The organism is Paenibacillus sp. UMB7766-LJ446 (genome assembly GCF_030226665.1).
GTDB classification, from domain to species: Bacteria; Bacillota; Bacilli; order Paenibacillales; family Paenibacillaceae; genus Paenibacillus; species Paenibacillus vandeheii.
On the sequence record NZ_JASOYM010000001.1, the window covers coordinates 885625 to 911883 of the forward strand.

Sequence of the window (26259 nt, forward strand, 5' to 3'; positions counted from 1 at the left end):
TCAATGCACTTCCTTTCGCTTCTTGGCCCATTCCATCATAAGCAGCAGCCCGACGGAAAAGGTTACCAGTACCAATGCCACACCATTTGCGGCAGCAACGTTAAAATTCTCAACATCCTGATATACCAGCGTTGTTGCCGTTTGTGTTTTGTTCATAATGTTACCCGATACAACCAGCACCGCACCGAATTCTCCAAGCGAGCGGGCAACCGTCAACACAAGACCGTATACTACCGCCCAACGAATGGAAGGCCAGGTAACACTCCAGAACGTTCTCCAGCCGTATGCACCAAGCGTTGATGCAGCCTCTTCCTGCTGAGATCCCAGCTCCTGCAAAACAGGCATCACCTCTCGGACCATCAGTGGAAAAGTGACAAACAACGTTGCTATGACCATGCCCGGGAAGGCATACACCACATTGAATCCTATCCCTTCAAAAAAAGCGCCCATAATGCTGTTAGGTCCCAGCAGCAATACAATCATCAATCCGCCAATGACTGGGGATACGGCATAGGGCAGATCCACGATGCTGTTCAGCAGCCCTTTTACCCGATCACTCAGCCATCCAGCGCGGACCAGATAGATAGCCATCATTACGCCAAACAATGTATTTAACAGTGTGACGACAAGTACAACAAGTCCTGTCATCATCAGGGCATGCAGCGCCTCGGGGCGCAACAGCCCTTCCAGGAAACCTCCTGCCCCGTCTTCAAATGCACCAATAACAATTCGTCCAAGCGGGATGATCAGCAGTACAATGAACACCGCAAAAGTCAGCCCGATTAATAGTCGCCTCATCGTCTTCTCCCCCGCATCTGCACCAGATTAATGAGCCAGAGGATCAGGAAAGAGAGTGTTAAGAGCAGTACGGATACCGCAGCAGCACCGGTTGGATTGTCACTTTCGATCTCGCCATATATGAATACGGAAGCCGTCAAAGTTCTTCCCGGGATATTGCCTGCCACCAGCACAACAGCGCCAAATTCAGCCAGTGCTCTGGAGAATGCAAGCATCCCCCCACTAATCATGCCCGGAGCCATGGACGGTAGAATGACCTGCCTGAACGTGCGCGCCTTCGATGCTCCCATCGTGTAGGATGCCTCTTCCTCCGAAGGATCGATCTCTTCAAGTAGAGGCTGCACCGCACGGATGACAAAAGGAAACGTAACAAAGGTCATCGCGATCACAATCGCAGGCTGGTGAAACACAATTTCAAACCCCATGGATTCCGCCAGTTTTCCGATGGCACTAACCGGACCCAGGAGCAGCATAATCATCAGTCCACCAACGGCTGTTGGCAATGCAAAAGGAAGATCTACCAGACTGTTAAGGAATGACCTCCCGAAAAAGCGATAACGTGTTAGCACCCAGGCTATCATGGTTCCCAGAATAACATTAATCACCGTTGCGATAACGGCCAGCCGGATCGTTAAGAGCACGGCTTTCCACGCAATAGGGTCCATGATGCTTTGGATAAAGTTGCTCCATCCTTCTGAGAAGGAATTGACGTACACACCGATGATTGGAAGTACAATGAGTACGATAAAATATAACAATACGGTACTACGGAATCCCCAAGTCCATCCCTTATGACGAAGAACGGTATTCATTGCTGCATTCCCTCCCAGCCTCCGGTTCTATGTCCGGTCGGCAGTCTTCCTGCTTCCATACAACCTTTTTCCTAAGTTGGATTTTATTACTTCAACATTATTCCCATTAGTCTACTTGGTTTTTTTGCTTATCTGATACTTTACCAGTTTGCAGTGCTAATCGTCAATGCTTTTATGGAATAAAATTGGGGCAGCTATGTGATCGAATTAATAAAAAATTTCCTGCCCGCTACGCAGCCAGAACAACCTTCCAATCGCTGTTATCCGCAAGCTTCCTGGTTTGTTTGTTATGTAATGGTTAAGGTACAATCTAGAGGACTAATTTGGAGCAAAAGGAGTGGGAGTAATATGTTATATACGAAGAATTTATCGACTTCCAGACGGGATGAAATGAAAGATATTACGCGGGAAGTGGAGCAGGTTGTCCGTGAGAGTGGCGTGCAAAATGGAACGGTATTGATTTACTGTCCACATACGACAGCAGGCATTGCAATTAACGAGAATGCTGACCCGGATGTCAAACATGACGTACTGCTTCGTCTGAACGAAGTGTACCCTTGGGAGCATCCCGAATATCGCCATGCGGAGGGAAATACGGCATCTCACTTGAAATCGATCACAACCGGAGCATCACAAACGGTGATCATACATGAGGGCAGATTAGTGCTCGGCAGATGGCAGGGCATCTATTTTTGCGAATTTGACGGTCCTCGTCAACGGGAATATTTCCTTAAAATCATGGAAGGATAGTTCATTTACACCCATGTCCAACTATTCTTCATCAAAATAATAAAACAAACAGGCGGTCCACCCTATTTCCGGGATGTAATCCGCCTGTCTTGGTCTTCTTCGCTTAAAAACTTTCGCGAGACAACGTTATAAAGAATTAATGTTATGACAATTCACCGCCCTGAAGTATAGGAGTGCGACAAAAGCGCCTTATTGGACGCCAGGCTGGTGTTGGAGATTTCGACAGAGTACTTTGACATGAGATAACGCAGCCGATTCAATCTCTGAAAAGGTCAAACGATCCTGAATATAGTATGATATGAATCCGTGCATAGACAAAAACAGTGTACGTGGTACACATTGAATATCCTCTTCTGTGCAGCCCTCTTCATTCATGTATTGCCGAATAATAGAGGCAAACAATTCGAAGCATCTTCCTTGCTCCGTACGACAATACGATAGCAATTCCTCATCCCGAATCATGAACATGATCTCGTACTGATACGGATTCTCCAAACCAAAACGAATAAACTCCATCATGATATGTTCCACCTTGCTCACGCCGCCCACGACTGGCCTGACCATGGCTTGCAGCAGCAGATGCCCCAGATGATTGAAATCTTCAACCACAATGGCATAAAACAGCTCCGCCTTTTCTTTAAAATGATAATACAGCGACCCATGACTATAGCCCAGATGCTGGCCGATGCTTCGCATCGAAATGGCGCGGTATCCTTTGGTAATAAAAAGATGCCTCGCCGCCTCCAGTATCCGCTCCCTCGACAACTCCTGTTCGACTGCTCTTCTAGCCATATATTTTATTCCCCTTCAATAAAATAAAGCCGCTGTCCCTCCGTGATCCGGGATTGCCCTTGCGTCAAATCTGTGATCCAGGCTACAAATGCCTCGGCTTCACTATCCGGCGGAAGACAAGTCAACGTAACCTTATCGGTGAATCCAGTTTCACCTGTACGGACTTCCCGGCTCCTTAATTCATTTTCCACTTTGCCCAGCCATGTGTAATCCAGTTCAACAAAAACTTCACGATGAAGCACTTTGGTAACCGCTTCCCCCGCTTCAATGGCTGCAACTGCTCCATCCGTATAAGCGCGAATTAGCCCACCTGCTCCGAGCATGATCCCCCCAAAGTAACGTGTAACTACGATAGCCACATTTTTCAATTGCTGATTTTTGATCACTTCAAGAATGGGCTTCCCCGCGGTTCCGCTTGGTTCCCCATCATCGGATTGCTTCTGGATCTCATCCCGCTCACCAATCATGTAAGCCGAGCAGTTATGAGTGGCATTCCAATGTTTTTTCTTGATTTCATCAATAAACGCATTGGCTTCTTCTTCTGTCGTGACCGGCATAATAGTACCGATAAATCGCGACTTCTTGATTACAATTTCCAGGTTGCCCGGTCCTCGAACCGTGCGATAACGTTCAATCATCCCTATCCAACTTTCCAATTTGATCCATTTTACAAGAAAGCAGTTCCCCGCGCGGACGCGGACGAACTGCCTTGGTTTAACATTCGGGAACCCATTGCTTTGACAAAGACTCCCCGAATGTAGTTACATTACCTTATTTAGCTATATGAGCAGACCGATGAATTATTCGGAAAGTCTCGCTTCCAGCGCTGCTTTCTCTTCTTCAAAGCCTGGTTTGCCCAGCAAAGCGAACATATTTTTCTTGTAAGCTTCCACGCCTGGTTGGTCAAATGGATTGACTCCGAGCAGGTAACCACTAATGCCGCATGCTTTTTCAAAGAAGTATACCAGATATCCGAAAGAATATGGAGACATATCTGGAATGTTCACAATCAGATTTGGTACTTGACCATCGGTGTGTGCAAGCAGTGTTCCTTGGAATGCTTTTTTGTTAACAAAGTCCATCGTTTTACCTTCAAGGAAATTCAGACCATCCAGATCATCCGGATCCGCTTCGATCGAGATATGCTCCGATACTTCAGCAACCTGAATGACGGTTTCGAAGATGTTCCGGCTACCCTCTTGAATGAATTGACCCATGGAGTGCAAGTCAGTCGAGAAATCAACGGATGCAGGATAGATCCCTTTATAGTCCTTACCTTCACTCTCTCCAAACAGCTGTTTCCACCATTCGGATACAAAGTGCAGGGATGGCTCGTAGTTCACGAGGATTTCTGTTCCTTTACCTTTGCGGTACAACGCGTTACGAACAGCTGCATATTGATATGCTTCGTTCTCAGCTACGTTCGGGTTGCTGTATTCTTTGGAAGCATCAGCCGCACCTTGCATCATTTCCTCAATGCTAATGCCAGCTGCTGCGATTGGAAGCAAACCTACAGCCGTCAGAACGGAGTAACGTCCACCTACATCATCCGGGATAATGAAGGATTCATAGCCTTCTTCATTCGCCAGTTTTTTCAGTGCGCCGCGCTCTTTATCTGTTGTTGCATAGATACGTTTGCGAGCTTCTTCTTTACCGTATTTTTTCTCCAGTGCTGCACGGAAGATACGGAAAGCAATCGCTGGCTCCGTTGTAGTACCGGATTTGGAGATGACGTTAACCGAGAAGTCTTTGCCTTCAACCAGATCCAGCAAATGAGTTACATATGTGGAGCTAATGTTGTTTCCTGCGAAATAGATTTCAGGCGTTTTGCGTTTTTCTTTAGGCAGGTTGTTGTAGAAAGAGTGTGTCAGCATTTCAATCGCTGCACGAGCACCCAGGTATGATCCACCAATACCGATAACGATCAGTACTTCGGAATCGCTTTGGATTTTGGCAGCCGCTTTTTGAATACGGGAGAACTCTTCTTTGTCATAAGCGGTAGGCAGGTCGATCCAGCCCAGATAATCCGATCCTGTACCTGTTCCGTTGTGGAGCTGCTCGTGAGCCAAACGAATCGGTTCAGCGAAATAGTCCACTTCATGCTGATTGACGAATTGCAGAGCTGTGCTGTAGTCAAACTTCACTTTTTTTGCCATGATCTATAAAACCTCCTGATATCGGTAGCGTATTTTTTTCCGTTTTCCATTCGAAACAACTTAGCCTAAGGATACTTCAAATCCACAGGACTGACAAGCTTGCAGCCCGAACTTTGTCGTAAGAGTTTAAGAAGCAAAAAGGGTTAACCGAATCCGCGAGTAGCGGTTCTGGTTACCCTTCTTGTATTATTCCGCCGGGTACGAACAGCAGTAGTCGGTAACGCTGCGTATCTCCAGTTTAAATTTGGATTCGGCAGGCACGTGAAACGTAGCTTGACCTTGAATCTCTTGCCAATCTGCTTCTCCGGGAAGCAATACTCTCAGATCGCCGGACAGAATCTCCATAATCTCACGGGAATCTGTGCCGAACTCATAATTGCCTGGAAGCATAATGCCCAGAGTCACCTTGCTGCCATCCCCCAAAATAACTGTTCTGCTCGTTACCTGGCCTTCATAATAAATGTTGGCCTCTTTGACTACACTGACTTGATCAAACTGTGACATGCGTACCCGCTCCCCCTGAAGTTAATGAAAACAAAAGGCAAAACAGATCAGGGCGGTTACCCGCCCATTCTCTGCCGGAAATCACTTGCTGCTCGGCAGGACAGAAATTAAACTGTCCCTCCTGGCAGCATTTTTCATGCTATTACAGCAATGCTTTCACGCGACTAACCACGTTCTCCACAGTGAAACCATACTCTTGGATAACACGGTCGCCAGGCGCGGATGCACCAAATGTGCTGATTCCGAGAATGTCGCCTTGGTCGCCGACATATTTTTCCCAGCCCATTGGATGAGCCATTTCAATCGCCAGACGAGCTTTAACATCCGGAAGCAGGACGGATTCTTTGTATGCTTTGTCCTGTTTCTCGAACAGATCCCAGCTCGGCATGCTGATTACGCGAACTTGGATACCTTGTTCAGCAAGTGCTGCTTGGGCTTTGACAGCCAGTTGCACTTCGGAACCTGTTGCGATGATTTGGGCCACAGCTTTGCCTTCTTTTGCATCAGAGACAACATACGCACCACGTTTCACGTTCTCACGGGAACCTTCAACGGTACCTTCCAGAATCGGCAGGTTTTGACGAGTGAGTACGAGTGCAACCGGATTGCTCTTGTTCTCAAGCGCATAAGCCCATGCTGCAGAAGTTTCATTACCGTCAGCCGGACGAATAACCGTCAGGTTAGGAATGATACGCAGGGATGCCAGTTGCTCGATTGGTTCGTGAGTAGGACCGTCTTCACCAACAGCGATACTGTCGTGAGTCAGAACATACGTCACAGGCAGACCCATCAGGGCAGCCAGACGAACAGCTGGACGCAGATAGTCTGTAAATACGAAGAATGTACCTCCGAATACTTTCACACCACTGTGCAGTGCCATACCGTTCATTGCTCCAGCCATACCGAATTCACGGATACCGAAGTAGATGTTGCGACCGGAATAATCTTCTGGTGAGAAGTTCTCCAGATTGTTCAAGTGAGTCATTGTGGAGCTTTCCAGGTCAGCAGATCCGCCTGTCAGTTGTGGCACGTTATGAGCCAAACCGTTCAGCGCATTACCGGATGCTACACGAGTAGATACCGCTTTGTCTGTTGCTGCATATTTAGGCAGATCGCGATCCCAACCTTCTGGAAGGTCGCCATTGATTGCTGTTTCGAATTGAGCTGCCAGCTCAGGGAATGCTTTTTTGTACTCGGCCAATTTCTCGTCCCATGCTTTGTTTGCAGAGATACCACGATCTTTCACTTGTGCAAAGTGTTCGCGAACTTCAGTTGGTACGTGGAAATCTTCCTCGTAAACCCATTTGTAAAATTCTTTAGTCAATTTGGCTTCGTCTGAACCCAGTGGAGATCCGTGAGTACCGCCGTGGCCGCCTTTACCTTGTTTGTTCGGGCTACCATAACCAATAACAGTTTTAACTTCGATCAGTGTAGGACGCAGTGTATCTGCTTGACCTTCTTGGATCGCTTTTTCGATTGCAGGCAGATCGTTACCATCTTCAACGCGCAGCACTTGCCAGCCATAAGCTTCAAAACGCTTCGCAATGCTTTCAGAAGAAGACAGGTTCAATTTACCATCCAATGTGATGTCATTGGAGTCGAACAACATGATCAATTTGCCCAGGTGCAAACGTCCAGCCAGGGAAGCTGATTCATGGGATACGCCTTCCATCAAGTCACCGTCACCACAGATTGCATACGTGTAGTGGTCGATTACGTTGAATTTGTCTTTGTTGTATGTTGCGCCCAGTTGAGCTTCAGCCATAGCCATACCTACTGCCATTGCAATACCTTGACCCAGTGGTCCAGTTGTTGCATCAACACCTGCAGTATGTCCGAATTCCGGGTGACCCGGCGTTTTGCTTCCCCATTGACGGAACTGTTTCAGTTGATCCATAGGCAGGTCATACCCGCTCAGGTGAAGCAAGCTGTACAGCAACATGGAGCCATGTCCTGCGGACAGGACAAAACGGTCCCGGTTAACCCAAGTTGGGTGGTCCGGGTTATGTGTCATCGTTTTTGCAAAAAGTTGGTACCCCATTGGAGCGGAGCCCATAGGCATTCCCGGGTGTCCGGAATTTGCCTTCTCGATTGCATCAATCGCCAGTGTACGTACGGTAGTGATTGACAGATTGTCGATGGTGTTGTTTTCTTCCTTTTGAATCGCTTCGTTCTTGTCAGTCATGGTTTGTCCTCCTCATGTCTTTAGATAAGTCGGGTTGCGCAAGCGAATCCCTCTCATCATACAAGCAAACCGAATTTCACAATAAGTGAATCCGCTTGAGTGTTTCATTTTGACTTATTCACTTTTGTATTGTATCACTTGGCGTGAAGGTTTTCCATAACCTTCTTTTAGAAGATCGGGAAAATTCGGCTGTTTGTGACGAGGGATTTGTTTCCAGTTGCGCAAAAAGAGTGTCATACTGAGCATTTCAGTATATCTTCTAGCTCAGCCAGCATCGCAAATCCATCGGATGAAGTATAACCTTTAAGCGGAAAACCATACTCTTTTTAGATATTGATGTTGATTTTGCATATAATGATCCTTGATCATAATTGGAAAATCGGACTTTTGTGCACATCAGGCTAAACTTCATATCAAAAGGAGGATTCGCTTATGCTGAATCATTCTGCTAAGTCAACAAAGTCGTTAAAGCACATATTACCCTGGAAAGCCGGGATTTTAACAGGGATCACATCAGGTCTTGTACTTGGATTCTTTTTAAAGGCCATACAGGCTTACACCGGTGTAAAAGTCTATACCCTGCTGCTGAACATCGATTTTGTTCCCTGGCTCCCGCCAACATTACCCGAATACATCGAATTTGTGCTGCATCTTATCGTTTCCATAATCCTCGGCATCTTGTACATCTGGTGGATTCAGCGTTCGGGTCATCCGATATCCAAAGGCGTGCTGATTGGCACACTCTCTTCCCTGCTGTATATTCCGCTCTCCCAGCTATCGAGTCGTGTGCCTGATCTGTATGATGTAAAAGCGATCCTTTACTGGCTGGCAGGGCATCTGTTATTTGGCGTGGTCGTTGGTTTATGCGGTTATATATGGCGACACAACCAAAAAGGCAATCCCCCGTTCAGACACGAATAGGGAATCGCCTTTTCTTTTTTTAGGAATAAAAGTATATCTCTTTCCGAATCAACCTTGCGCAGTATTAAAGCATTAGCTTAAAATACAACGGTTTTATTTTCATGAACCAGTACACGGTCTTCAACATGCCATTTGACGGCACGGGCAAGAACAACACGCTCAATGGTACGTCCAATGCGCTTCAACTCGGTTACATCATCCCCGTGGCTTACACGCTGTACGTCCTGCTCAATAATCGGTCCGCCATCCAGCTCTTCCGTAACATAGTGAGCCGTCGCACCGATAATTTTGACACCGCGGTTGTACGCTTGGGCATACGGTTTACCGCCGACAAAGGCAGGCAAAAACGAGTGATGAATATTAATGATGCGGTTACGGTAATGCTCAATGAACATTGGGGAAATGATCTGCATGTAACGCGCAAGAATGATTACATCGATATCATCACCAATCACATCCAGTTGGCGCTGTTCCGCTTCCTTCTTCGTATCCGCTGTAACCGGAATATGATGATAAGGAATGCCAAATGATTCTACATAGTCCTTCATATCCAGATGATTGCTCACGACAAGTGCGATGTCTGCATCCAGATCGCCAGCCTGCCATTGCCACAACAGCTCGACCAGACAGTGATCCTCCTTGGATACAAAAATGGCCAGTTTCTTCTTGCGGCTAACAGCGGAAAGACTCCAATCCATTTTGAAACGGCTAGCCACTTCTTCAAAATCAGCTTGCAGCTTGGGCAGGTTCGCCGACAATTGTGGAAGATCGAACTCGATCCGCATAAAAAACATACCGCCAGCCGGGTCCATGGTGTACTGGTCCGACTGAACAATGTTTGCACCATGCTGGTGCAGGAAATGGGAAACTGCTGCAACAATTCCAGGTCCATCCGGACAGGAAATGAGCATCCGCGCCCGATCGGCGCGGTTTTTAACATCAGGACGTACTTGTTTAGCGTGAATCTCCATCGGGTTATTCTTCCTCCTTCAACTATGCCAGAACGAGCAGTTCTTTTCCTGCAAGCCAGGCAATCAAGCGATGATTCAGTTGTTCTTCATTCAAATGCGGGAACAATGCGGCTTCAGCCACGAGGTCATACAGACGTTCCAACGGTTCACGCGGGTCGGCTTTTTTGGCTTTGGCATCATTTTTGAGCAGCGTCCAAACATCCAGAACGTACGAACGGGACTCAATCTCTTTTCCTTTGAAGAAATGATGCAGTTGTTCCACTTCTGTCAGGAACTCGGGGCCAAATCGACCAGCAACATCCCCGCGAAGCAACGCGATTTCCGCTTCATACATTGGACGCTGCGTTTTGGCATCTTTACCAATCCAAGGCGTTTCCAAAATAAACGGACGGCCCTTCAGAGCTTCATGATGCACGATGCGGTTAATTGCCTCAAAACCAATCCAGCCAGAGCCAATCGGTGTATGACGGTCCTTGTGCGCACCTACAGGGTTCTTACTATCATTAATATGCATTACGGCAATGCGGTCAAGCCCTACCGTACGATCAAATTGTTCAAGAACACCGTCCAGGTCGTTTACAATGTCATAACCTGCATCGTGAATGTGACATGTATCCATACATACGGTAAGGCGTTCATTGTGTGTAACCTTCTCCATGATCTGAGCGATCTCTTCGAAGCTGCGGCCCATTTCAGTCCCTTTGCCAGCCATCGTTTCCAGCGCGATATTGACATCCGTCTCTTTTACACCGTCTAACACTTCATTCAATCCTTCAGCAATACGTCCGATGCCGTAGTGAGCATCCTTGTCCGTAAATGCGCCGGGATGCAGCACGATATTTTTGACACCAATCGCATGTGTACGACGAATCTCTTCCTGAAGGAAACTTACGGCCAGTTCATACGTGTTTTCTTTGTATGATCCGAGGTTAATAATGTATGGCGCATGGACAACGATATCTTCCATTCCGCCCTCTTGCATCGCAAGCTTGCCTTCCTCAATATACATGGACTCAATAGGCTTGCGGCGGGTATTTTGCGGTGCACCCGTATATATCATAAACGAACTGGAACCGTACGAGGACGCTTCCTTCGTTGCACTCAATAACCCCTTGTCCGAAAAGGACACATGGGAGCCGATTTTCAGCATCATTAATCCCCCTTTTTCTGAATTATTCCTTATTCTAACGCGATTATCGAAATAAATCTAGAAATGCGCTATAATTCGGGATATAGACTATTTTTTACAGCTGTAATTTGGAACATGGGTGGGCGGAATCCGTCTTTCCGTGAAAATCAATAAACCGAGGTGACTCCGCAATGATTTTCGGCTCCTACGCTTTGACGTTGACCAGTAGTTCCCCCAGTAATTGGTTTATGAACACGATTGCATTCTGGACCGTTCTTTTGCTTGGAAGTATGTGTGTTGGCGGATTTTTTATGATGCGAAAGTTTTTGAAAGTGCTTCCGAAGGCTGATGGGAAGTCAAAACTCGATTGGCAGAATCACTGGGTGGAGACCAGTCGTCATTTATGGACTGATGAAGCTAAGGCTTTTCTCGACCAGCTTGTAGAGCCCGTACCTGGACCATTTCGAGATATCGCCAAACATTCCATCGCGGCAGAAATCGGCAAAATTGCGTTCGAAAATAATGCGCCTGAAGTATCCAGAGATCATTGCATTAAAGGATACATTATAGCCACACCAAAGCGGGATAATAAGTTTTTGGTCAAATTTCTGGAGAAGAACCAAATTGACTATTCGCCTTATAAACATTTGATGAATAAATAGATCATGGATTTCAGCAGAACATGTATTTTGCTATGCTCCGTCAGGTAAGTCATTCCCAGCAAGGCAGTGCTTACCATTCGGGGCTGTTTGCCGATCCGAGAATACATGTCAGTACAGTCAACCTAACAAGGAGGTCGCCAAGATGAAGATTGCGATTTGCGGAGGTACCGGTTTTGTCGGAGGAGCGCTCGTTGATTACTGGCTTCAGGCCGGCCATCATGTGAAAGTTATTACACGCAAACTTCCGAATTTACATAATCCCAGCCAAAATCTTACCTATATCTCATGGGAACAGGTGGAGGAACAGCCTCATTTGCTGGAAGGAATGGATGCAATGGTGAATCTTGCTGGGGAAACGTTGAATCAACGCTGGACAACCAAGGCAAAATTGGAGATTGTGGAATCAAGAGTGACCACTGTAGCACGCGTAGCTAAATTGATAGATTCACTGGAACATAAACCGGAGGTGGTCGTACAGGCATCTGCCATGGCAATCTATGGCACCTCTGCTTCGAAAACCTTTGATGAGAGCAGTCCACAACAATCGATGAATTTTCCATCCCGCGTATCGGAACAATGGGAAGTTGCTGCCGATGCCATCAAACATGTGAGACTTGTGAAGATTCGCGTTAGCCTCGTGCTTGGTCATAAAAAAGGTGCCTTCCCATTAATGAAACTGCCTTATATGCTTGGTGTTGGGGGCAGAGTGGGAAGTGGCAAACAGTGGACCAGTTGGATTCACATTATGGATATTGTGCGTTTGATTGATTTCACAATCCATAACAAACAAATTTCTGGTCCGGTGAACGCCTCTTCGCCCACCCCGGTTACCAACGATGAATTCGGACGCACGGTAGGCAAAGTGTATCATCGTCCGCACTGGTTCCCCGTACCCGGAATTCTGATCAAAACACTGGTTGGAGAACTCTCTGTCGTGCTGCTTCAGGGACAGCGGGTTATCCCGCAAAAAGCGTTGGATCACGGATTCCGGTTTACCTTCCCTACATTGACCGAAGCACTGGAAGATCTGAAACACCGGGGTCTATCCGACTGATCGATACGTGTAAACAGACTCAGCCAACGTAAAGGTATCTCCATCTTCCAGTGGATATTCTTTGTACGGAGCAAGGACATTGCCCTTGAGAATGGTTCCATTCACAGAACCCAAATCCTTAATGACATAGCCCGATTTGTTCCGGCTCAATTCCACATGAGCACGGGACACGCCGGTGGATGAATCCACCCACTGGACCATATCCGCGGATCGGCCAATGACAAAAGAGGCTCCACGGACATCCATCCGTTCATTTTTATCCCCTGTTGCTGATCTGCGTTCAAGATAAAATGAAGGTATCACTGGACCTGCTCCTGTAATTCCTCCGGCAACACTCTGCAAGTTTACAGTTGCATCAGCCGCCGCATGATGATGGATGAGCTCCGATGTTGCAGCAGTGGCTTCGATAGCATGCTGAACGAAAGGTTCTTCAGAAGCTTCGGATGGTATATGTAGATTTTGAAAGCGAGAATTATCTTCTACAGATGACCTGGATTCAAAAGAATGCCTCCGCTCTGATTGAGCACTCTGACTCTGCATATCACCAGACCTCTGTTGACTCGTGTAACCTTGTGCATTCGCATTACCTTCTGGTGACATTTCAGATGCGTTCCAACGCCAGCTCTCCTGAAACATCTCTTCTTCACTTTCTTGTTTATCTTTGCCTCTGCCCAAGCCGAATAAAGCAGATCGCTTATTAGATGAGCCCTCCTGTAATTCGCCATCTGCATATTCTTCATTCGGAATCTTTTTGCGCAGCAGATTGGATTTCGAATTTTCGAATTTCCCTTTAGTTACCCACGCCCAACCCGCGATCCCAAGCAACCCAGCACTTAATGCTGCGGATAGAATCATTTGTGTCTGACCCGGTTGCTCCATATAGATGAATCTCCATACCAGCGCCATGGCAATCATACAGCCCAGAAGAATATAAGTCATTTTGGAGGATGCTTGCTTTTCGTCCTTTTCCATATCATCGTCCTGTAATGAATCAAATGTTTGGCGCTGTGACGGATTCGTAACACCTTTTGATTGCAATGAGGACTCTATCGGTGAACGTCTGCCCGAAAATCCTGAAAAGGGTTTGTTAAGCGGTTTGTCATCCTCTATAGTAGTTACTCTTGGTTGCTGGAATGATTTCAATTGCTGCTCAGCTTCACTATTTCCATCCGATTGACGATACTGATCTTGCCCACTTCTCTTTGAAAACGGCTCATTTCCCCGCTCTGGAATTGCAGAGATTGGCATTCCTAACTCACTGTCAGTTGACCCGAATGACCCACGCGAAGACATAAACGATGCCTGGCCAGAACCAGAACCGTTCTGCTCATCTGCATATAACTCAAGCAAAAGTTCACGCAGCTGTCTGATATCCCATTGTTCACTGTCACATAGCTGGAGGACACGCTGAATCCCTTCGCCTTGGAGCTCCTGAACATGGGCCATTAGCCTGATAACCAGTTCACGGAATTGCTGAGGGGTCGGATCAACCTCAACCGCATCAACAATCGGGATGTATACCAATCCAAGTTCTCCCATTTCCAGTGAACCATTAATAAATATGTACTCTTCCTGAATCTGTAATTTACGTGAATCCAACATATATTGTCTACATTCCGTAAACGTGTCTGCCAATTGAAACAATAGACCATATAACACGCGTAATTTGATTTTTCCTGACTTTAACATCTGAGGTAACATCTTATACCCTGAAATGTCATACTGTAACGTTACAATTCGATCCACCTCGCGGATATGAACGGGAAGAAGCCTTGGAATTTGATTGGAAGACAGCATGCCCATCTGCACACGGCTCAGTTCGTCCATACGCAGCCCTTCCGCTTTCTCCAAAACCATAAACGATCCGCCGTTTCGAATGAAATCTCTCGTTAATCCATACATGTCAATCCTCTCTTTCCGTTAATAAGCTATAATTCACAATTCCCACATCTTATTAAATTCTTATTAAGACATGTAGATATAGGCGCTAATAAATCCGGGCAATACGGCCAGCATAAAAGGAAACTTTAATGTCTTTTCCTGATTGACCAGCTTGAGCGAACCGAGCATGAAGAAACCAGCAAGATTTCCTGCCATGGCCCGTACCCGCTTCGCCGAATCTCTGCGGAACAAGAGAATGACTAATCCAATTGCCCCTGCATACAAAACGGAGTAAATAATAACGTGAACGCCGAAGGCCAGCCCAGTCCAGGCGCCAATGCCTCCAAACAATTTAACATCTCCGGCACCCACTGCACCGATCATATACATTAGGAACAACACACCGAACCCAACCGCGAACCCGGCTGCGGAGAACAGAACCCCCTCCCATCCTCCCCAGATAGTATGGGTCAGTACTCCCGCGACAGTCACTGGTAATGTCAAACGATTGGGAATTTTCATCGAACGAACATCTGTAACAAAAGCTGCAATCACATAAAGACCACAGGCCAGGTAAAACCACTGCACCTCCATCATCTCCTTTATTATTTTCTGGAAGCTACATTAAACTCAGTAACCGTCTTGGCACCCTCCGCTGTCTCCACCACAAACGTCCATGTGCCCTCCGTTGTACGTGTTCCTACAAACCAGTTCCACTCGATCACACCATTTTCATCGGCAGTCGCCCATCCAATATGCTTGGCCGAACTTTCTCCGGACTTGTAAAATATCGTCAAGTTCGCTGTAGCTCCGGGCTCCACTTTAACCTTAATCGTCGCATTGTTGCCTATGTATGCCGGATCCGGTTTGGATAAAATGGTTGCAGCTCCTGCGGAATCCGCGTCTCCTCCACTGCTGCTGGAACCTTCTCCGGTATCTCCGATCCATACCCGTTCTGCTGCTGCCGCTTGAATGCGTAAAGATTTTCCTAGGAAGGGGACTTTAACAGGCAATTCATAGCTCAGTTCAAGCCGGAAGTAGGGATTCGTTTTATTTTTGAGATCAGGTATGGAAATACCGTTAACATGAACACGTTCAATATCCAGCACAGAAGTATTAATAAATGGCTGAAGTAACGGTTTAACAGTTGGATCAAGCACGGTCTCAAGTACGGATGTCTTGATCTCCTGTAACGGTTGTTCACCTCTGGCAGCGGCTGCACGTACCCAATCGCTTAGCGGCTCTGGTAGTGAAGAGGCATACTCTTCGGCCCATTCCGTCAGTGACAGCTCAGGTATTTTCCATCCACCCTCCGAGCCTCCACTACCAGCGGAATCAGAGGGCGTGAATACAAGAGAGACCGGATATATCTTAGTGGATAACTGCTTTACCGCTTCTCCTGCCGTGCTCTGCAACGCTGTCGATACTAAAGTCATCTGTACGATATAAATCAGGAACATGACAAAGAACAGAAATACAGGCAAAACCAGTGAGGCTTCCAAAACAATGCTGCCTTGTTCCCTTTTTGGAGAACGCAACTTTTGGAGAAAACGTGTCTGCTTATTCAGGAATTTCAATCTTTCCAGTCTGTTTATTCGTGTTAGTCGTTTGTGCAAAGATGCCAAAACTTTTTCCTGCTGATGCTGCTTATCCATAATCCCTCCACCGAAACGACCCGGATTATTTAATAGGAATAATCGGCCTTCCGATCAATGAAAAATCGCCCATCTTCTACCTGGTCAGCACTACCCATGACAGCACCTATACTTCTGGTGACTCCCGGCAAAAACCACAGCTTGATACTGCTGCGCATATTTCCCGAGGCATAGGTCTGCTTCTCGTCCGGGTTCACGCCCGTATTTAACCTGATCAAAGCCAACATTCTGGACATTTTGCGTTCATTGTTGCTATGCATTAAAAGGAACAATCGGAGATGATCCCTGTAGGTAAGCTTGACCTTGATATATTTAGACAATTCCACACTACCGTCTTTAGCCAACTTCACCATATCTGCTATAGCGTTTGTAATTCCATATAAAATGGCAGCAGATAGTACAAGAAGCGGATTCCCGAGCTTGCTGTTCTCAATTAATCCTTCTGCTGTTCGAATGGCAAGACGCATACCAAAGATCTTCGCATATGCAGCAGCAATGTTGCCCGAAGGATTATGAAAACCATAGACGATGTATTCCAGTTCCTGATTCTCCAGTTTGAATACTTCACCAGAATCTCCGCTACCTTGAGTCCAGTTGAACAGTTGTCCAAAATCCATTGAATTAAAATACGCCAGTGCATACTCATTCTGGAACAATTCATCGCCAAGGCTATCCAGCAGACCGGACATGCCGCTGAACAAACTGTCCATTCCGTTCATGGCGTCACCACCAGATTCATACGGATCGCCAGCAATCTCTGCCTTTTTGGCTTCCTCCCGGCTCGCTTTGTTAAAAGCCATGTTGGCGTTGTAGTACTCTTCCAGCTGTTTGAAAGCTTCCGTTGATCCAGAGCTTCCCTTTTCAATCTGCGACAAAATCCGTTTAACATCCTTCAACTTCCCTTTGGATTCCTTGTCATTCGCTTTACGCTGGGCATCAGATCCGCGACCGCTCTCCAGCTGCTGTTTACTTTGAAGAATGACATTGGAGGGTCCACTTCTCACGTAAGTGTCCATGTATCGTTCCGTTACCTGACTAGCCTGTCTAACCACTGGTTTAATGGAAACACCACTCATCACCGTAACAGTGCGAAGCTGTGTATTAAGCTCCATGCTGTCATTTCTGACATTGGTAAAATCCGAATTTTGCGAGCGTATACGTGCGTTTAACTGATCGAACAGCGTATCAGCTCTTAAAAGTTCCGAAGCAAGGGAGCGTGTACTTTTGGCTTCACTACCCGATCCAGTAGACGGAGGGCTCGTCCCAGGCAGCGTTGAGTTGCCTACTTTTTCGTAACTGGCATTCTGTGAACGGTTCTCCCCTTCAGCGATTACCCGCTTCATTTCCTCATTGATCTTGCGAGCTTCTTCAATCTTGACTTGTGCTTCCTCCAATTTCGCCTGGTGAGCCTGCATTGCTGGCTGTATGATCATGCTTATGCCTGTTGTCACATTCCCCGCGCCTGTACGATAACGAGCCAGCTCCAGCATATACGATTGCTGGTTGAAGGGCAGTCCTTCATCCATTTGTTTCTTGTTCAGATAATCCGCATATCGTGCTGCTACCTCAGTGGCTGTCTCTGGTGTGTCTCTCAGCATCTCATCGTATATCGCAGAGGAAGGCGGGTTCATGATCAAAGCCGGAAGAGCCTTCAGCTTTTCAGCCGACTCCGTCTGATTGGCTATTGCTTCATCCAGTAATTCCTCACGTTTGTCATACAGTTTCTGCAATTTTTTTAGCAAATCCACGGTATGAGCAACTTCTTTCATCTCTTCCGACATCGGCTTAAAACGATTGACTACTTCCAGGGTAAAATCAACTGGCGCTCGATATTTCATATCCTCTTGAATCTGTCGATTAAAAATATCATACCTGCCCAGCTCACGCTCCATGCTCAGTGAAGTCGTATCCCATTGGATATCCAGAATAGGAAATCCATCTTTTACAGCCGAGGGCTTCACACTATCATTCAGCACCTTGGCCATAATGGCCTCACCACTGCTGTCACCGTATCCAAACAGACCATACTCCCGCAGGGACGTGTCATAGGCTGACATCACAGATCTCATCGCGGCATGCGTCATTCGTTCTGCCTGTACTTTGAAAGCAGCAATACGTGCATAATCAATGAAAATGGAAACAAACATAAAGATTCCAGCCAAAATCAAGATCAAGAACACGGTTACAGCTCCTGATTCACCGTCTTTTTTTCTGAACAGCGTTTCCTCCTCCTTTCCTCATTTTTTGGTTTTGCCAAAATGCTGCACAACCTGTCCTGCTTCAGCGGCAGTACTGGCTGCGGCTCCGCCCTTGCCTTTGAATTTGGCTGCATAATAACGGACCAGATCCACCGTTCGGATGAATTCTGTCGGCTCTACAACCGCAGATGATCCCTGTGTTAATACACTGTTACCTGAATCAAATAAAAAAGAAGGCAGGGGTAAGGAAATCACCTGCTCCAGCTTGGTCGTTACTTTTCGCTGGATCAGCGAGTTCTGGTATTCAATCGTTCCATTCATGCCAGAAGGCATGCCTTGTGCCGCTTGGGAAAGTTTCTTTTCCGAAAGGCTTCCGCCTTCTCCCGCCGGTACAGCAACAATAACCTCATTGTCCGCTCCCGCCCAACCAAACAGTGCTCCGAGCAATCGATCATCGGTCAATCTCCAGTTCAAGTTGTCATGTTCCCCAGCCTCAACCTCACCTGTCATCGCCTGCTTGTGGCTATTGTCCCAGCTGTAGGCTGCACGTTCAGAAGCTGCATACGCATGCTGGTTCAGAAATGTCTTCTGATACATGTACATGGAGAAAAATAAAAGCAACACGAGAATAAACAACACGATAGGGAAGACCAGGGAGGCTTCAATGGTGAAGCTCCCTTCTTCCTTTTTCAATCTACTTACTCGGGAAAAATTCATTACTTTTCGTGTCCACTTTACTAAGCAGGCTCGTAATTAATGCTGAAATTTGATTCTTGAATATCAATGCAATAATGATAATAACGCCGATGATCAGAATGAGCTCCAGCGTTCCAAGCCCATCCTCTTCCTTCCAAAATCCAGTTACCTTGCTTTTCATTAAGTCCAGCATCCCAATTCCTCCTACATATTCATCATCATAAAAGCAGGTGCCCCAATCATCACCACAATCGAAAAAAAGATCAGCACCATCGGAAACACCAGTTTGGAAGAAGCCTGTTCTCCCTTAGCCCGACTAACGGCCTTGCGTTTCTCCCATAACACATGGGACAGATCCCGCAGCGCCAATACAAAGTCACCTCCCCCTCGCCGGAAATTCAGCAGCACGGTTGTTGTAAATATCGTCACTTCCTGCACACCACAGCGGCGACTGAACTGTTCAAACGATTGTTGAAACGAATAACCGTTGTTCCAATCCCCAACTGTCTTTCGTAGCTCGTTGTAGAGGGGATGATCACGTTCTCCCTGACTGGCTACACAGTGAACAATGGCACGCTGTACCGTTTCTCCTGCTCCAACCAGTAAGACAATTCGGTTCAATAACTCTGGCAGCTCCATGAGTATATCCTGGTCTCTTCGCTGCACTTTGGTGTTAAGGTCTTTATATAGTGCAAAGGGTAGTGCAACACCCAATGCCAGTCCACCTACCATGCCGCCAAGCCCCATATCCCCAACGAGCGACAAAAGGCAGCCTACGAGCAACATCAGCCACGAATAAGTCAGCATTTCAGCACAGTAGAGCATTGTTTTCTCGCCACTATGCTGTATGCCATACATTTTCTGAATGGCGTGCTGCATGCGGAACATGATTACAGGCAATCTACGGCCCACCTCGAACTTGTCCAGTAAAAACAAAAAGGGGCCATGCAGCTTCTTCAGACGTAATCCTTCCATACCCAGTTTGCGCAGATGTCGGTAGGTCTGCCCTCGCGTTCGATCAAGCACCAGCCACCCTGCTCCGAGCACCCCTCCGAAAATAACGGGAAGCAGCATCGTGTCAGCTCCTTATACTTTGATATCCATAATGCGTGTAATCCACAAATAACAGCAGGCAAGTAACGCCAATGCCCCGCTGGAGATCATATATCCCATCCCGCTATATAACGGCTCCATAAAATCCTTGGCCGTAAAGTTCAGAAAAATCAGAAAAATAAACGGAGCGGCAAACATCACTTTGGATTCAAATTTTTTCTGCGCCACCGCTACCATGATATCCTGCTGAATATCCAGCTTCTCACCAATCACCGCAGAGGTTCGCCTCACCACTTCGACCAGGTCTCCACCGGTTCGCTTACAAGTGATAAACACATCGGCAAAGTTTGTGATATCCTCAATTTTGGCGCGATCCGAGAAATCTTGCAGTGCCTCTTCAATGGGCTGACCATATTCCATACGGGTCCTCAGAATGGTGAATTCACGAATGAGATCTGTATCCGCCTCAGGATTCAGCATGCGCAGATCTTCTACTGACTCCTTAAAACCGTTCTCTACTGATTTTCCCGCAGCCAGCGCGGAGGACAACGCATATAATGCCTGTTTAAAATGTAAACTTAGAGTCATTCTTCTACGTTCTAGCAGCACTTTGGTCCAATGTTTAGGAACCCATATACACCCCGCAGACAATATCAGTCCGGCCAACCAATGATGATAGAACAGGATACCTATGCCAAAGAACAACAAACCACTAATCAGCATGCAGACCATCCGCTGTCTCCGGGATAGCGTATAGACAGTGTAGTCCGTTAAGGCCTGTCTGGCCTCGCCCAAATTCATCACCTTCCAACAAAATCAACTAATTTACGTTGTTACCCGATTTAATTAACTTATCATTATTACTTTCTATGTACTCGCTCAGCCATTCTCCTAGCCCTGCCATCTGAATTTTGTCCACTTGTCTCAGCGTTCCAACTTGAACAAGTCCGCCAATAATTTTGCCTTCTTTTTCTTCGATTTCCTGAAAACGAAACAGTGGGTTCAGCATTACTTCTCCGTCCTGCATGCCAATCACTTCACTAATCTCGGTCACCCGACGTGAACGGTCTCGTAAGCGGGATAAATGCACAAAGATATCAATGGCCGAGCTGATCTGCTGCCGGACAACTGCAATGGGAAGATCAGCTCCACTGAGCACCATGGTCTCCAATCTGCTGATCATATCCGAGATCGTATTTGCGTGTCCCGTGGACAACGAGCCATCATGTCCAGTGTTCATGGCTTGTAACATATCCAACGCTTCTGCTCCCCGCACCTCACCAATAACAATTCGATTCGGGCGCATCCGCAAGGATGACTTGATCAGGTCTCGGATGGATATTTGCCCCTTGCCCTCGGTATTGGCATTCCGCGTCTCAAGCGATACCAGATTGGGTACTGTGACAATCTGCAATTCAGCAGAGTCCTCAATCGTGATGATCCGTTCATCCGCCGGGATAAACTGAGATAATGCATTTAGGAAAGTGGTTTTCCCCGATCCGGTTCCACCGCCGATAAAAATATTGTATTTGCTGCGCACTAACTGCTGCAGCAATTCTGCCGCTTCCTCATGCAAGGCACCTTTATCAATCAGATCGGACATCTTCATCGGTTCACTCGGGAATTTCCGAATCGTCATGGTCGGACCTTTCAACGCAATCGGAGGTAGCACGATATTGACCCGCGACCCGTCTTTCAACCGTGCATCCACAATTGGAGAAGACTCATTCACAATCCGGTTCACCCCGGATACAATCATCTGAATAATGTCTTCCAGCCGTTCCCTGGACTCAAACTCCAGCGTGATCTGTCTAACTTCACCTTCCTGCTCAACGAAAATCTCCCGGTGACTATTGATCATAATCTCTGTAATTTCAGGATGATCCACCAATGGCTGCAGAATATCCAGGCCTCGAAAGGAGTCAAATAACCGTTGCACCAGCGTATGGCGCTCCCCGGAGGTCAGATCTTCCAGCGTCGGGTCAGAGAGCACTTTACGCTCAATCCCCTGCCACAGTTCATCATCTCCAGCAGAGGATGTTAAATCCAGACCTGCTCTGACCTCGCGACGCATGATTTGAAACTGCTCTTCACGGTCCAGTATCATCTTGGATGAATCCGTCATAATGACCACCCATCAGCCTTCTGTATCCGCCCCGTCTGCTTCAGTTCTTCGTCTCCATCCTGCACGATCATGGCGCATAGTCTCTTCACTTCGCGTTGAAAGATCGGTGAACTAAGCATCACTTCCTCCTGACTCAGCTGCTTCCAGGAAGGGATGTACGGCAGCACAGCATCCAGATGCAGATCAGGCCCTGGCAGGGCATTGATGACGCTGTCCCGATACTTGTTGACAATGAATCGGGCACGGTCAAGTACACTTTCATACAGATCCGGTTTGGTGCGTTTCATATGCTGCATCCATTGACCCCAGCGGTGCATAGAAGAGATGTCATCCTCAATCAGCCATACAAATGCATCGGCAGCATCGAAAATCCCCTCACTGCGCCCGTCCCAGCCTGAGTCCCCATCCAGAATGAGCACATCATATTGCCCACAGTCCGCCAAATACCGGATCAGGCTCTTCGTATCCTCACGGGACATTTGCAGCAGTTCCTTCCGATTTGATAACGGCCAGAATACATCCGACTTCAGCGCTTCGTGACGAAGCACGTATCCGTCGACTCCTTTGGAGGAAGATTGCACCTGTCCCTGTTTGCCTGATTCCTTCCTGCCCACCTTCAAATCATAAAGCAGACGTGACAGCCCCGTTTCTGCATCAGGTATAAGCTGTCCACTTCTAGACAGACCCTTCTCCAGAAACGGCATAGAGCTATCCAGCGTCTCCAGATTGAGATACAGAACAGCATATCCCGCAACCCCCAGCTGCTTTGCCATATGCATCGCCACCGCAGTCTTGCCACTCCCGCCGGAAGCTGATACAACTCCAATAGAGAGCGCCCCCTGTCCCGGACGATAAGTCTTCTTCCGACGTGGCTGCCGACAAGCATGGAGAACAGCGTCCATTAGGGCAGGCAATGGTTGATATTTCATCAGCCGTTTATCCTCATCCACCTCATCCAATCCTTCACTAAGCATCAGCCACGGTATACCCGAGGTCTCGCCACCGTTACTCAGCCAATTGTTGAGAAACTCCGGCTCCGCAATAACCAGATCTGGCAGTTCTCGTCCTTCCTTTTCGTCCATATGGTCGTTGAAGGGTTCCCATTGTGAAAAAGCGGTAAAACGTATACTGGAACCAAACAGGCTACCTTGTACAAAGTCAAGCCAGGCGCTGATGTACTCCCTATCTTTTGAAGCCAGCACTGCCTTTAGAACAATCAATTCTTCTTCCCTCCCTGCAAAAAAAGCACAAAAAAGCACCGTCCAATAACCGCAAAATATGCAGTATATGGACGGTGCTTCCGTCACGTGCTATGAATGTATGGATAATATAGCATACAATTTCTGGAGGAGCAAGGGATTTATTCAAACGATAATCCGTTCAAGAATGATAAGGTGCATCAAATTCTACAATATTGCGATCAGGGTCTAACACAAATATCTGTGAAAAACCAGCAACACTATCTGGTCTAGCCTCATACTCAATTCCCTGCTGTTCCAGCCAGGCCAAAGTCTCCTTGTAACTCTTCACCCAGATCGCAAAGTGTCCATCCGTTGTATCGATACCAGCCTCACGAAGCGTATGTCCCTGCGGATGCTGCAACAGATGAAGCTGTTGACTACCAATGGCATACCATGTGCCTGTCGAGTTGAAAGGCGGCCGTTCAATCTCCTGCATTCGGAGCAAACCGGAATAGAATTTCTTCGCAATCTCGAGATCACGTACAGCCAGACTCACATGGTGGATATGTGCATATTCAATCATTTTTTTGACCTCCTGCCTGAAATAGCCTTCCCTCAACTTCCCTCAACTCTAAATCGAATCGCTTACATTGACTATACTATAACACCTTAAACGCTGACCAGAATACAAACAAAAAAAAGAAAAACACCCCTGATTAAATCCGCCGAACCTATCGGTTCACACAAATTCATATCAAGGATGTCTTCTCCAGAAAATCCACCTCACCGTAGCTTAGCTTTAACTAGGCTATATTCTCATCAGAGAATATGAACCCCGCTCAAACCGCTCGCTTCTTATTTAGCGCTATCCAAGGCTTCTTGCGGGATCTTAATCTCTTCCACGCCATTATGGTTGGAGAACGTGCTGGTCATTTTCATGTCCATCGAGATTTTCTGTCCTTCCTGCTCCATCTCCATCACCATATCGACATCCGTACTTGCAGGCAGGTAGGTTTCTTTGTTAATCATATATTTCATTTTCATGCTGGTAATATTCATTTGATCAAGCATGGCTTGAGTCTGGGCATCCGATCCGTTTTGCTCCATGACTGATTTGGCCAGCTCCTTCACGTTATCACCGGATACGTCAGCGTTAATGACATAGTTGTCGACTTCTTCCGTAATCTTGGTGTCCTCTGCAATCTTTTTGAATTGCTCCAGTTCACCTTCGGGATTCATGCTTGACTGCATTTGCTCAATCAATGGTTTCGTTTGATCGTCAGGAATTTTGACCCATTGCTCCCCCACTTGGGAATAAATATGATCCGAAGTGATATACTGCTTCACATTCTGCGCTTCCTGTCCGGACATTTCCATCTTCATCTCCTGATAGATCATCATCGGGTCCTTGATGATATCCATCTTCAGCGATGTTTTCACCTGTTGATCCTGGGACTGTTCGCCAGACATCAGCTTCAAATTTTGATCAATATTGGCCTCGGTAGTGAAGCTTTTCATGTCTTTTGTCGCTGCATTCGTTTTCTCAATTAACTCGTCCAATGTTGGGATCTTTGTCTCCTGCTCCGCAGTTGTATTGCCCTCGTTAGACGTTTCGTTGCCAGCTGGCGGCGTTGCTGTACTGTTATCTGCATCGCTTCCGCAAGCGGTCATGCTTACTGCCAATAATGCCCCAATAATTAATGTAGTCCACTTCTTCAAGTTATTTGCCTCCCAAAATAGAATCGATCCGTACTCATTACCCAATTATTTCCGTTATTAATCAATCACCCTGACACAATATGTTACACTTCAGTTATTCAAAGGAAACGTTCCTTCATTTCAGGTGTAGGCAGCATACACGCTTCATCTTTACCGAACCAGCGATATCGGTTGCGAGCTACCGTGTTATATACGGCATTGCGAATAAATTTCGGTATAATAATTAGCCCGTACAATAAGGGATAAGGGAATTTCAATCCTTTGGCCAACCGCAGCGCTGCGGTGGAACGTGTATAATATTTCCCATCCTCAATGAGTACAAAAGTATCCATGCTGTCTGTGGACAGATTGCCCTTCTCCAGCAATGTTTTCGCTACATCCGATTGAAGTGATGCAAAATGATATTTCCCCTCAGGGTCACGCTTTATAATCCACTTCGTTAAACCTTGGCAAAAATGACACACTCCGTCCACAAGCACAATCGGGTGTCCCTGATGCTGATCCGTTTGATTTGCAGTCATAATCGTGGCCTCCTCATAGTTGTGCTATTAGAGTAAATTACCCGTTTCGAGTCATCTCGGTCGCTATTTTTTACATTTTATTTAGGTGTAACGAAAAAAAGAAAAAGAGCGCAGGCTCTTTGCCCACGCTCGTATCTGTTTTGGCAATTACTCAGCAATTGCCTTTTCCATCCATTGGTCGTCGATCATCTGTTGATGAAGGTCACCAGCCCACTGGTCCATGCATTTGCAAATGAAATCTTTGCGACATACCGGACAAGGCGTTTTCTGTAGACGGCTGATATTGGTCAGCTTCCATTCCGGGGAATGGGAGTAGAATACACGGCATTGTGTACCGTCTACCAATTTCATTTTAAATTCATACAATCCGTCTTCCTTGTTGCCACTAGCTAGTTCTAAATTTGCAATACGCGGTCTATAAGACATGGATATCACCTGTTAATTCAAATTTGGTTCATGCAATGACACTTCTTAGTACTAAGTCATATTAAAGAAA

Annotated in this window: 27 protein-coding genes; 4 read left to right on the plus strand and 23 right to left on the minus strand. The window is 46.7% G+C overall.

The genetic code is table 11. From position 1 onward, the window contains the following. Together QP794_RS04475 and cysT are read right to left on the minus strand one after the other, a co-directional pair. Window positions 1-798: a sulfate ABC transporter permease subunit gene (locus QP794_RS04475; RefSeq protein ID WP_285075120.1), complete on the minus strand. Its 798-nt coding sequence runs from the start codon at window positions 796-798 to the stop codon at window positions 1-3. Then, window positions 795-1610 (minus strand): sulfate ABC transporter permease subunit CysT, encoded by an 816-nt coding sequence (gene cysT, locus QP794_RS04480; RefSeq protein WP_024629352.1) that lies wholly within the window; start codon window positions 1608-1610, stop codon window positions 795-797. The genes QP794_RS04475 and cysT overlap by 4 nt, the downstream gene beginning before the upstream one ends. A gap of 348 nt (window positions 1611-1958) precedes the next feature. Here cysT and QP794_RS04485 point away from each other — a divergent pair, with 348 nt between their 5' ends. Then, window positions 1959-2360 carry a secondary thiamine-phosphate synthase enzyme YjbQ gene (locus tag QP794_RS04485; RefSeq protein WP_285075121.1) on the plus strand — a complete coding sequence of 134 codons (402 nt, stop codon included), beginning with the start codon at window positions 1959-1961 and terminating at the stop codon, window positions 2358-2360. 189 nt (window positions 2361-2549) lie between these two features. Here the strand turns inward: QP794_RS04485 and QP794_RS04490 are convergent, their stop codons facing one another. The 5 genes from QP794_RS04490 to tkt all read right to left on the minus strand — a co-directional run bounded on the left by QP794_RS04490 (window position 2550) and on the right by tkt (window position 7997). Continuing rightward, window positions 2550-3152, minus strand: coding sequence for a TetR/AcrR family transcriptional regulator (locus tag QP794_RS04490; RefSeq protein WP_024629350.1), 603 nt, complete (start codon window positions 3150-3152; stop codon window positions 2550-2552). Window positions 3153-3157: 5 nt separating this feature from the next. Further along, the gene (locus QP794_RS04495) at window positions 3158-3790 is read right to left on the minus strand and encodes a YigZ family protein (RefSeq protein ID WP_285075122.1); all 633 of its coding nucleotides are present in this window, start codon (window positions 3788-3790) and stop codon (window positions 3158-3160) included. 162 nt (window positions 3791-3952) lie between these two features. Further along, window positions 3953-5308: a glucose-6-phosphate isomerase gene (locus tag QP794_RS04500; RefSeq protein ID WP_079350797.1), complete on the minus strand. Its 1356-nt coding sequence runs from the start codon at window positions 5306-5308 to the stop codon at window positions 3953-3955. Window positions 5309-5494: 186 nt separating this feature from the next. Beyond that, entirely contained in the window at window positions 5495-5812 is a 318-nt protein-coding gene (gene ppnP, locus QP794_RS04505; protein WP_024629347.1) for a pyrimidine/purine nucleoside phosphorylase, read from the minus strand. 142 nt (window positions 5813-5954) lie between these two features. Beyond that, a complete protein-coding gene (gene tkt, locus QP794_RS04510; RefSeq protein WP_285075123.1) occupies window positions 5955-7997 on the minus strand; it encodes a transketolase in 2043 nt (680 codons plus the stop codon). Window positions 7998-8429: 432 nt separating this feature from the next. Between tkt and QP794_RS04515 the strand changes: the two genes are divergently transcribed. After that, complete coding sequence (locus tag QP794_RS04515; protein WP_285075124.1) at window positions 8430-8918, plus strand: hypothetical protein; 489 nt, start codon at window positions 8430-8432, stop codon at window positions 8916-8918. A 77-nt stretch (window positions 8919-8995) separates the two neighbouring features. Here the strand turns inward: QP794_RS04515 and purU are convergent, their stop codons facing one another. Both purU and QP794_RS04525 read right to left on the minus strand, forming a co-directional pair. Next, complete coding sequence (gene purU, locus QP794_RS04520) at window positions 8996-9889, minus strand: formyltetrahydrofolate deformylase (protein ID WP_285075125.1); 894 nt, start codon at window positions 9887-9889, stop codon at window positions 8996-8998. A 22-nt stretch (window positions 9890-9911) separates the two neighbouring features. After that, window positions 9912-11039 (minus strand): deoxyribonuclease IV, encoded by a 1128-nt coding sequence (locus tag QP794_RS04525; protein WP_079350799.1) that lies wholly within the window; start codon window positions 11037-11039, stop codon window positions 9912-9914. A gap of 170 nt (window positions 11040-11209) precedes the next feature. On the opposite strand from QP794_RS04525, the gene QP794_RS04530 reads away from it, so the two are divergent. Together QP794_RS04530 and QP794_RS04535 are read left to right on the plus strand one after the other, a co-directional pair. Then, window positions 11210-11680: a DUF2621 domain-containing protein gene (locus QP794_RS04530; protein ID WP_285075126.1), complete on the plus strand. Its 471-nt coding sequence runs from the start codon at window positions 11210-11212 to the stop codon at window positions 11678-11680. A gap of 142 nt (window positions 11681-11822) precedes the next feature. Then, entirely contained in the window at window positions 11823-12734 is a 912-nt protein-coding gene (locus QP794_RS04535; protein WP_285075127.1) for a TIGR01777 family oxidoreductase, read from the plus strand. Here QP794_RS04535 and QP794_RS04540 read toward each other — a convergent pair. The 14 genes from QP794_RS04540 to QP794_RS04605 all read right to left on the minus strand — a co-directional run bounded on the left by QP794_RS04540 (window position 12723) and on the right by QP794_RS04605 (window position 26189). Beyond that, window positions 12723-14636 carry a DUF6382 domain-containing protein gene (locus QP794_RS04540; protein ID WP_285075128.1) on the minus strand — a complete coding sequence of 638 codons (1914 nt, stop codon included), beginning with the start codon at window positions 14634-14636 and terminating at the stop codon, window positions 12723-12725. The two genes, QP794_RS04535 and QP794_RS04540, sit on opposite strands and share 12 nt — an antisense overlap. A 63-nt stretch (window positions 14637-14699) precedes the next feature. Further along, window positions 14700-15209, minus strand: coding sequence for an A24 family peptidase (locus tag QP794_RS04545; protein WP_285075219.1), 510 nt, complete (start codon window positions 15207-15209; stop codon window positions 14700-14702). A gap of 11 nt (window positions 15210-15220) precedes the next feature. Then, a complete protein-coding gene (locus QP794_RS04550; RefSeq protein WP_285075129.1) occupies window positions 15221-16270 on the minus strand; it encodes a pilus assembly protein in 1050 nt (349 codons plus the stop codon). A 29-nt stretch (window positions 16271-16299) separates the two neighbouring features. Then, the gene (locus QP794_RS04555) at window positions 16300-18450 is read right to left on the minus strand and encodes a hypothetical protein (RefSeq protein WP_285075130.1); all 2151 of its coding nucleotides are present in this window, start codon (window positions 18448-18450) and stop codon (window positions 16300-16302) included. A 57-nt stretch (window positions 18451-18507) separates the two neighbouring features. Continuing rightward, on the minus strand, window positions 18508-19185 hold the full coding sequence (locus tag QP794_RS04560) for a TadE/TadG family type IV pilus assembly protein (protein ID WP_483311868.1): 678 nt from the start codon (window positions 19183-19185) through the stop codon (window positions 18508-18510). Next, complete coding sequence (locus QP794_RS04565) at window positions 19163-19357, minus strand: Flp1 family type IVb pilin (protein WP_079350807.1); 195 nt, start codon at window positions 19355-19357, stop codon at window positions 19163-19165. The genes QP794_RS04560 and QP794_RS04565 overlap by 23 nt, the downstream gene beginning before the upstream one ends. Window positions 19358-19368: 11 nt before the next feature. Continuing rightward, window positions 19369-20238, minus strand: a complete 870-nt coding sequence (locus QP794_RS04570; RefSeq protein ID WP_285075132.1) for a type II secretion system F family protein — start codon at window positions 20236-20238, stop codon at window positions 19369-19371. A gap of 12 nt (window positions 20239-20250) precedes the next feature. Continuing rightward, the gene (locus QP794_RS04575) at window positions 20251-21018 is read right to left on the minus strand and encodes a type II secretion system F family protein (RefSeq protein ID WP_285075220.1); all 768 of its coding nucleotides are present in this window, start codon (window positions 21016-21018) and stop codon (window positions 20251-20253) included. A gap of 19 nt (window positions 21019-21037) precedes the next feature. After that, the gene (locus tag QP794_RS04580) at window positions 21038-22342 is read right to left on the minus strand and encodes a TadA family conjugal transfer-associated ATPase (protein ID WP_285075221.1); all 1305 of its coding nucleotides are present in this window, start codon (window positions 22340-22342) and stop codon (window positions 21038-21040) included. Continuing rightward, on the minus strand, window positions 22339-23562 hold the full coding sequence (locus tag QP794_RS04585) for a nucleotide-binding protein (RefSeq protein ID WP_285075133.1): 1224 nt from the start codon (window positions 23560-23562) through the stop codon (window positions 22339-22341). Before QP794_RS04585 ends, QP794_RS04580 begins: the two co-directional genes overlap by 4 nt. Window positions 23563-23722: 160 nt before the next feature. Then, a complete protein-coding gene (locus tag QP794_RS04590; RefSeq protein WP_285075134.1) occupies window positions 23723-24106 on the minus strand; it encodes a VOC family protein in 384 nt (127 codons plus the stop codon). 272 nt (window positions 24107-24378) lie between these two features. Continuing rightward, window positions 24379-25242 (minus strand): DUF6612 family protein, encoded by an 864-nt coding sequence (locus QP794_RS04595; RefSeq protein WP_285075135.1) that lies wholly within the window; start codon window positions 25240-25242, stop codon window positions 24379-24381. Window positions 25243-25340: 98 nt separating this feature from the next. Continuing rightward, the gene (locus QP794_RS04600) at window positions 25341-25763 is read right to left on the minus strand and encodes a thiol-disulfide oxidoreductase DCC family protein (protein ID WP_094938721.1); all 423 of its coding nucleotides are present in this window, start codon (window positions 25761-25763) and stop codon (window positions 25341-25343) included. A 147-nt stretch (window positions 25764-25910) separates the two neighbouring features. Then, window positions 25911-26189: a hypothetical protein gene (locus tag QP794_RS04605; RefSeq protein WP_024629327.1), complete on the minus strand. Its 279-nt coding sequence runs from the start codon at window positions 26187-26189 to the stop codon at window positions 25911-25913. Window positions 26190-26259 lie beyond the last annotated feature (70 nt).